We start from the raw sequence: 6,000 nt of genomic DNA, 5'->3' as shown, positions 1-6,000 counted from the left end.
CCTCAATGTGATGGAGGGCTATCCGATCGGCTTCCTCGGGCACAATTCGTCTGAAACCATCCATCTGATGGCGGAGGCGATGAAGCGCGCCTATGCCGACCGCTCGGAATATCTCGGCGACCCGGATTTTGCCGATGTGCCGGTCAAGGCGCTGACCTCGAAGGCCTATGCGGCCAAGATCCGCGACGGCATCAGCCTCAACCGCGCCACGCCCTCGGAAACAATCAAGCCGGGCAAGCTGGCGCCCTACGAGAGCGACCAGACCACGCATTTCTCCATTGTCGATCAATATGGCAACGCGGTGTCCAACACCTACACGCTGAATTTCTCCTATGGCTCGGGCATGACGGCCAAGGGCACCGGGGTGCTGCTCAACAACGAGATGGATGATTTCTCCGCCAAGCCGGGCGTGCCCAACGCCTATGGCCTGATCGGCGGCGACGCCAATGCAGTGGAGCCCGGCAAACGGCCGCTGTCGTCGATGAGCCCGACGATTGTGCTCAAGGATGGCAAGCCGTATCTCGTCACCGGCAGCCCCGGCGGCTCGCGCATCATCACCACCACGCTGCAGCTGATCTCCAACATGATCGATCACTCCATGAACGTCGCCGAAGCCACCAACGCCGCGCGCATTCACCACCAGTGGCTGCCCGACGAAATCCGCGTCGAGGAGGGCGGCCTGTCGCGCGACACGGTGGCGGCACTCGAGGCCAAGGGCCACAGGATTGCGGTCAAAAGCGTGATGGGCTCGACCCAGTCGATCCATGTCGACGCTGGCAAGGGCCTGCTGCTCGGCGCTTCGGACCCGAGACGGACGGGATCGGCGACTGTGGGGTATTGAGGGGATTTATTTAACGATCGTCCAGTCGACGACGCCATGGTTTGCTACTTCTTCAAATTCATGTGGCTTGGTGTGGTCGCAAAAAATTACCAGATTGGCGCAATCATGCCTGGCGTTGGGAACAAGCACGCCAGACGGATCACCTGGTTCAGTTGAACCCAGAAAATGAGCCGCATCGCCAACTTGCTGGCATGTCGGATACTCTGCTTTGCGGCTGAGATAGGCGAGCTGGCCATATTGGCTCATATCCACACCGAGCTTTTGCAGCGCGGTTCGATCTGACAAATCATAGACCCCATTGAGCGTCACTTTGATCTCATGCAGCGTGTAGCGCAGCTTTGATGGGAAAACAGGCTGACCACGTTTGAGATGAAAATACATCTCTGCAATGGCACCTTCGCGCGTCAGCGACGTATAAAGAACGTCAAAATCGCCCGTATCCCAACGGTTGCCTGCCGCAGAACATTGGCACGGATCACGCCCTACCCTGACGACGCGCCACACGGTTGCGTCAAATGGATCGACATCAAGCGCTTCCAGCGCATCCAGCAGTTTGTTGTCACGGGGAAGAAAAGCGCTCACGGTTATAGATACCCGTCAGAGTCTAGGCGATTGAGAATATCCAGAACTTCAATGGTGCGCTCTTGATGAATCAAATCCACAGCACGCTCTCCGCCCAGTTGCGGGTGGCGGGAATAGAGCCATGTCCTGATTTCTTCCTCCGTATAATAATCCTGGAGTCGCCGCACGATATAGACAAGATCAGCCAGAACCATTTCATTCTTGGGCTGTGGCTTTGCACTTCCGCTGCGCCAACGCGAGACAGTGGCTTTAGACACATCCGTCAGATTGGCAATGTCGGTGCCACGCAGCCCGCCAACGGCTTCGATTTCCGCAAGATTACGAGCAATCGAATTGGTCGCAACGACATTCATGACTTCCCTCCTCGTGCGCGTTCTTCTAACGACGACAAGCGATGTACCGCTCGCGCAGATGTGCCTGCATCCTTCAGTTTCTCATACAATTCCGTCAGAGAGTTTGATTGGCGGCTCATGTCTTTGTGGAGTTTACTCATACGCGTCATCAGTTTCTCGGGATCGACATCTTTTGATCGTGCGATCTCAGGTTTGGGGGTTAAATTCTTGATTTGCCTTGCCCGCTCTACGGCCGATTCCATACGGTGCTGAATGAAATGGGTCGCCCGATGGGCATTGGGTACGTCATTTAGAGCATTAAAATTGGAAACCGCTTCTCGGGAAGCCAAAATCTTCGGCTCAGCGATAATGTCAGCTGCTGTTCTCAAACCAGCCACATGGCTGCTTGGTAAAAGCAAGCGCTTGCCGCCAGTTGCAGAGAGCAATGTTTCATACTCTTTCACTGTCAATGATTTGTTGATTGCAGCCAAGCTAATACGAATGGCGCGTCCGCCTGACTTCTCTGGGTCGCGTTCTTTAGGTGGATTGTGCCATTGGCGCGCATCAAAACGCTCACTTTCACCTACGCCATGGGCAAAACCAGATGCCGCACCAAGCGCCATAACTGCCTCGCCAATCAATCCACCCAGATAGTCGGTGATGATTGGCCTTCCAAGGTTATGCAGCTTTGTTAGCGCTGAGATGAAGGCGACGGTTGGCTGAGCGGGTGAATCATTACCAAACCCAGATGCCCTGATCCACAAATTATCAAAGGGCAAGTCGGCCAAGGCGTTCATGATATTTTGTCGCGCCGTTGCATCATTGAGCATCAAATGCGGTACGATCAGCAGATAATCAATCGCAATATGCCGCCCGCCTTCGCGATCCAGCGCTGCACGCAGTTGAATGCAGCCAGCTCGATCAACATCCAACCAACTGTCACAGTTTTTGTCACCGAGGAAATGGCCCGGGGACAGTACGGCATCAACACCATACTCAACTGCACAGCGTGCGATTTGTCCGTAAATGTCGCTTGGATGGCCCGACAAATAGTAAGGCATTCCAACAAGGTCACCGCCTGATACCTGCGACCATGGCACGTCTTTGGCGCTGCCTGCAAATTTGAGCGGCGCGGCCAATTCGGCCGCTTTGGTGTCCAGGACAACCTCAACCCCCGCCTCTTTGAATTGCTTTATCTGGCTACGCAGATAGCGAAGACGTGATGCGTCCACCACCACACGGTTTGCCGCAAGGTGCCCTTCGACAAACAGGCTCGATACTCTCTTATGAGACTGCTCGCCTAATCGAATAAATTGCGCCAGCGGCACTACGGGCGGCGTTTTGTGGGGAAATCGTACGATCTTGGCGGCCATAGAAGGATTCTCCAAATCGGTTTCACAAACTAATATTATGAAACCGATTTGGAAATGTCAATCAATTCACTCTTGGTATTACGAGAATGCCCGTTACCCGCAAAAGAAATAAAACCCGCCCCTCACCGCTTTCCGGGTCGCGCCAGCGCGAGCCAGATCTGCCCCAGCAGCAGCGGCGCCAGGCTTGCGGCGAGCGACAGTGCCAGTCCTTGCGTGCCCGGATCAGGCAGGCCCAAAAGGCTGGCGAGCGAAGGCAGCCAGTGCGCCATGCCGATCAGCCCCAGACACAGCACCAGCGCGCCCCAGACGTAAGGGTTGCGGGTGACGTCGTTGCTGAACAGGCCGGCGTCCGCATCGCGCATGTTGAACACGTTCCACAATTGCGCCAGCGCCAGGGTCAGAAACGCCACGGTGACGGCAGCCTCGGCTTCCAGCTTGAGCCAGTCGAGCGCCAGCATGAAGGCGCCAAGCGTGGACACTGTGATGGCCGCGCCGAGCACGCCGATCAGCGTCCAGCGTGGGCGGTCCATGATCGGCTCGTCCGGATCGCGCGGCGGTTTGTGCATGACGTTTTGATCGCCCTTGCCCAGCCCCAGCGCAAAGGCCGGGAAGACATCGGTGACCAGATTGAGAAACAGGATCTGCAGCGGCAGCAGCGGCATCGGCAGCCCCACGCCCACGGCAAGACCGACGACCAGCACCTCGCTGACATTGCACGACATCAGATAGACCACGAATTTGCGGATATTGTCGAAGATCACCCGGCCCTGCCGCATGGCCATGATGATGGTGGCGAACTGGTCGTCGCGCAGCACCATGTGCGCTGCCTGCTGGGCGACCTGGGTGCCGCGCTTGCCCATGGCGACGCCGATATCGGCCTTCTTCAGCGCCGGTGCGTCGTTGACACCATCGCCGGTCATCGCCACGACATGGCCGGCCTGTTGATAGATCGATACGAGGCTGAGCTTGGTCTCCGGCGCCACCCGGGCAAACACATCCGCCGTCAAAATGCGGTTGCGCAGCTCGTCGTTCACCGTGTCAGCATCAAGCCCGGCGATCTCGCGGCCTTCGATCACGCTCAGATCGCCGTCGCCAAGCCCCGCCTGCCGGGCGATGGTGGCGGCCGTGTCGGCATGATCGCCGGTCATCATGACAACCCGCACACCGGCTGCCCGGCACGCGCGGATCGCCGGCGGCACGTCCTCGCGGACCGGGTCAAGCAGGCAGACGAGCCCCACCAGCGTCAGGCCGGTGTATGGGGCGGCATCCTCATCATCGCTGCGCTTCATCGCCAGTCCCAGCAGCCTGAGGCCTTCCCGGGCCGCTTTCGAGCTGCGGCTTTTCCACAGCGCGCGCGACGTCTCGTCAAGACGCTGCGGACCTTCCATGGTCAGCACCGCATCAGCGCTGTCAATAATCGCCTCCGGCGCACCCTTGACCGCGACAAGACAGTGTCCATCGTCAGCATGCACCGTCGCCATCATCTTGGCATCGGGATCAAAGGCGTGCCCACGGATTTCCGGAAACTCTTTCACAAGGCCGGCACGGCTGACACCTGATGTTTTGGCGACCGCCAGCAACGCCAGTTCCATCGGATCGCCGACCCGGCCGTCTGCCTTGCCGTCGCCCAATTCGGCATTGTTGCACAGCGCCCCGATCCTGACTGCCCAGATCAACGGATCGTCAGATGCCGGATCACGCCCGTCGCTCTCGCGCCCTTCAAGCTCGACATCGCCACCGTCAAGCAGGTAGCGCACCGCCGTCATCCGGTTTTCGGTCAGTGTCCCGGTCTTGTCGGTCAGAATCACCGTGGTGGCGCCCAGCGTCTCGACCGAGGACAGCCTTGTGATCACCGCGTTGCGCTGGGCCATGCGCCACATGCCGCGCGCCAGGCTGAGCGTGGCGACCACCGGAAGCCCTTCCGGCACGGCAGCCACTGCCAGCGCCACCCCGGTCTGAATCATCGCGACCACCTCATGGCCGCGCAGGATGCCGGCGCCGATGGTCAGTGCTGCGAGCACGAAAGTCAGCCACACCAGCCGGTGTCCGAGCCTGTCGAGCCGTTTTTCCAGGGGGGCTGCTTCGCTTTCGGCGCTCTGGACCAGATCGCTGATGCGGCCGATTTCGGTTTTCATGCCGGTAGCAACGACCAGCCCCTCGCCGGTGCCTTGGGTGATTGCCGTTGCTTTGAACGCCATGCAGGCTCTGTCACCGAGCGTGGCATCCGGGGGAACCGGCTTGGTGGATTTGAGGACCGGGACCGATTCCCCAGTCAGGACGGATTCGTCCACCTGCAGGTTCGAGGCCTGGCTGATCCGCAAATCGGCGGTGACAATGTCACCTGCCTCAAGAATGACGACGTCGCCGGGCACCAGCTCGTGTGCGTCGACGATGCGCTGATGCCCGTCGCGGCGGACACGCGTCTTTACCTCGGCGATGCGCATCAGGGCTTCCATCGACCGCGCCGCCCGCAGTTCGGTGATGAACCCGATACCGCCGTTGATCAGCAGGACGACGACAATCGCCACACCTTCGGCGATATCGCCAAGCACAAATGACAGCAGGGCCGCGCCCGCCAGCAGCCAGACGATGATGCTGTTGAACTGGTGCGCCAAGATGGCCAGCACGTTTCTGGTTTGCTGGCGGCGCAGCTGATTGGGGCCGTAACTCTTCAGCCTGTGACGGACCTGTGCCGGGTCGAGACCTGTCGAAAGGTCAGCCTCAAGCCGGTTTTCGATGTCTTGCACCGGCTGCGAATGCGCGTTTTCAAGCCTGTCTGGTATCACATGAATGCCTGCCTTTTGAATGGAATCGGTCCGGTCGCCCATTGCCGGACAGAACCACAAAAGCCGTCAAATCAGCATGACAAAGA

5 protein-coding genes are annotated in these 6,000 nt (G+C 59.0%); 1 reads left to right on the top strand and 4 read right to left on the bottom strand.

Annotation, left to right across the window (positions count from 1 at the left end; genetic code table 11):
- Positions 1-841: gamma-glutamyltransferase (locus ABJN75_RS10345; RefSeq protein WP_348439386.1), on the top strand; the 841-nt coding region annotated here is incomplete at its 5' end.
- 6 nt (positions 842-847) lie between these two features.
- Here the strand turns inward: ABJN75_RS10345 and ABJN75_RS10340 are convergent.
- The 4 genes from ABJN75_RS10340 to ABJN75_RS10325 all read right to left on the bottom strand — a co-directional run bounded on the left by ABJN75_RS10340 (position 848) and on the right by ABJN75_RS10325 (position 5,956).
- On the bottom strand, positions 848-1,423 hold the full coding sequence (locus ABJN75_RS10340; protein WP_348439384.1) for an RES family NAD+ phosphorylase: 576 nt from the start codon (positions 1,421-1,423) through the stop codon (positions 848-850).
- A gap of 2 nt (positions 1,424-1,425) precedes the next feature.
- Complete coding sequence (locus tag ABJN75_RS10335; protein WP_348439382.1) at positions 1,426-1,776, bottom strand: antitoxin Xre/MbcA/ParS toxin-binding domain-containing protein; 351 nt, start codon at positions 1,774-1,776, stop codon at positions 1,426-1,428.
- On the bottom strand, positions 1,773-3,128 hold the full coding sequence (locus tag ABJN75_RS10330; protein ID WP_348439380.1) for a hypothetical protein: 1,356 nt from the start codon (positions 3,126-3,128) through the stop codon (positions 1,773-1,775). The genes ABJN75_RS10335 and ABJN75_RS10330 overlap by 4 nt, the downstream gene beginning before the upstream one ends.
- A gap of 122 nt (positions 3,129-3,250) precedes the next feature.
- Complete coding sequence (locus tag ABJN75_RS10325; RefSeq protein WP_348439378.1) at positions 3,251-5,956, bottom strand: cation-transporting P-type ATPase; 2,706 nt, start codon at positions 5,954-5,956, stop codon at positions 3,251-3,253.
- Between the last annotated feature and the right edge of the window lie 44 nt (positions 5,957-6,000).

Origin of the sequence: Hoeflea sp., assembly GCF_039975035.1 — a bacterium.
GTDB lineage: Bacteria > Pseudomonadota > Alphaproteobacteria > Rhizobiales > Rhizobiaceae > Hoeflea.
This window is presented reverse-complemented; position numbering and strand designations above follow the sequence as displayed.

Excerpts from the sequence above, each read along its gene's own strand:
- ABJN75_RS10335 (WP_348439382.1), bottom strand. The coding sequence starts at position 1,776 with ATGAATGTCGTTGCGACCAATTCGATTGCTCGTAATCTTGCGGAAATC.
- ABJN75_RS10330 (WP_348439380.1), bottom strand. The coding sequence starts at position 3,128 with ATGGCCGCCAAGATCGTACGATTTCCCCACAAAACGCCGCCCGTAGTG.
- ABJN75_RS10325 (WP_348439378.1), bottom strand. The coding sequence starts at position 5,956 with ATGGGCGACCGGACCGATTCCATTCAAAAGGCAGGCATTCATGTGATA.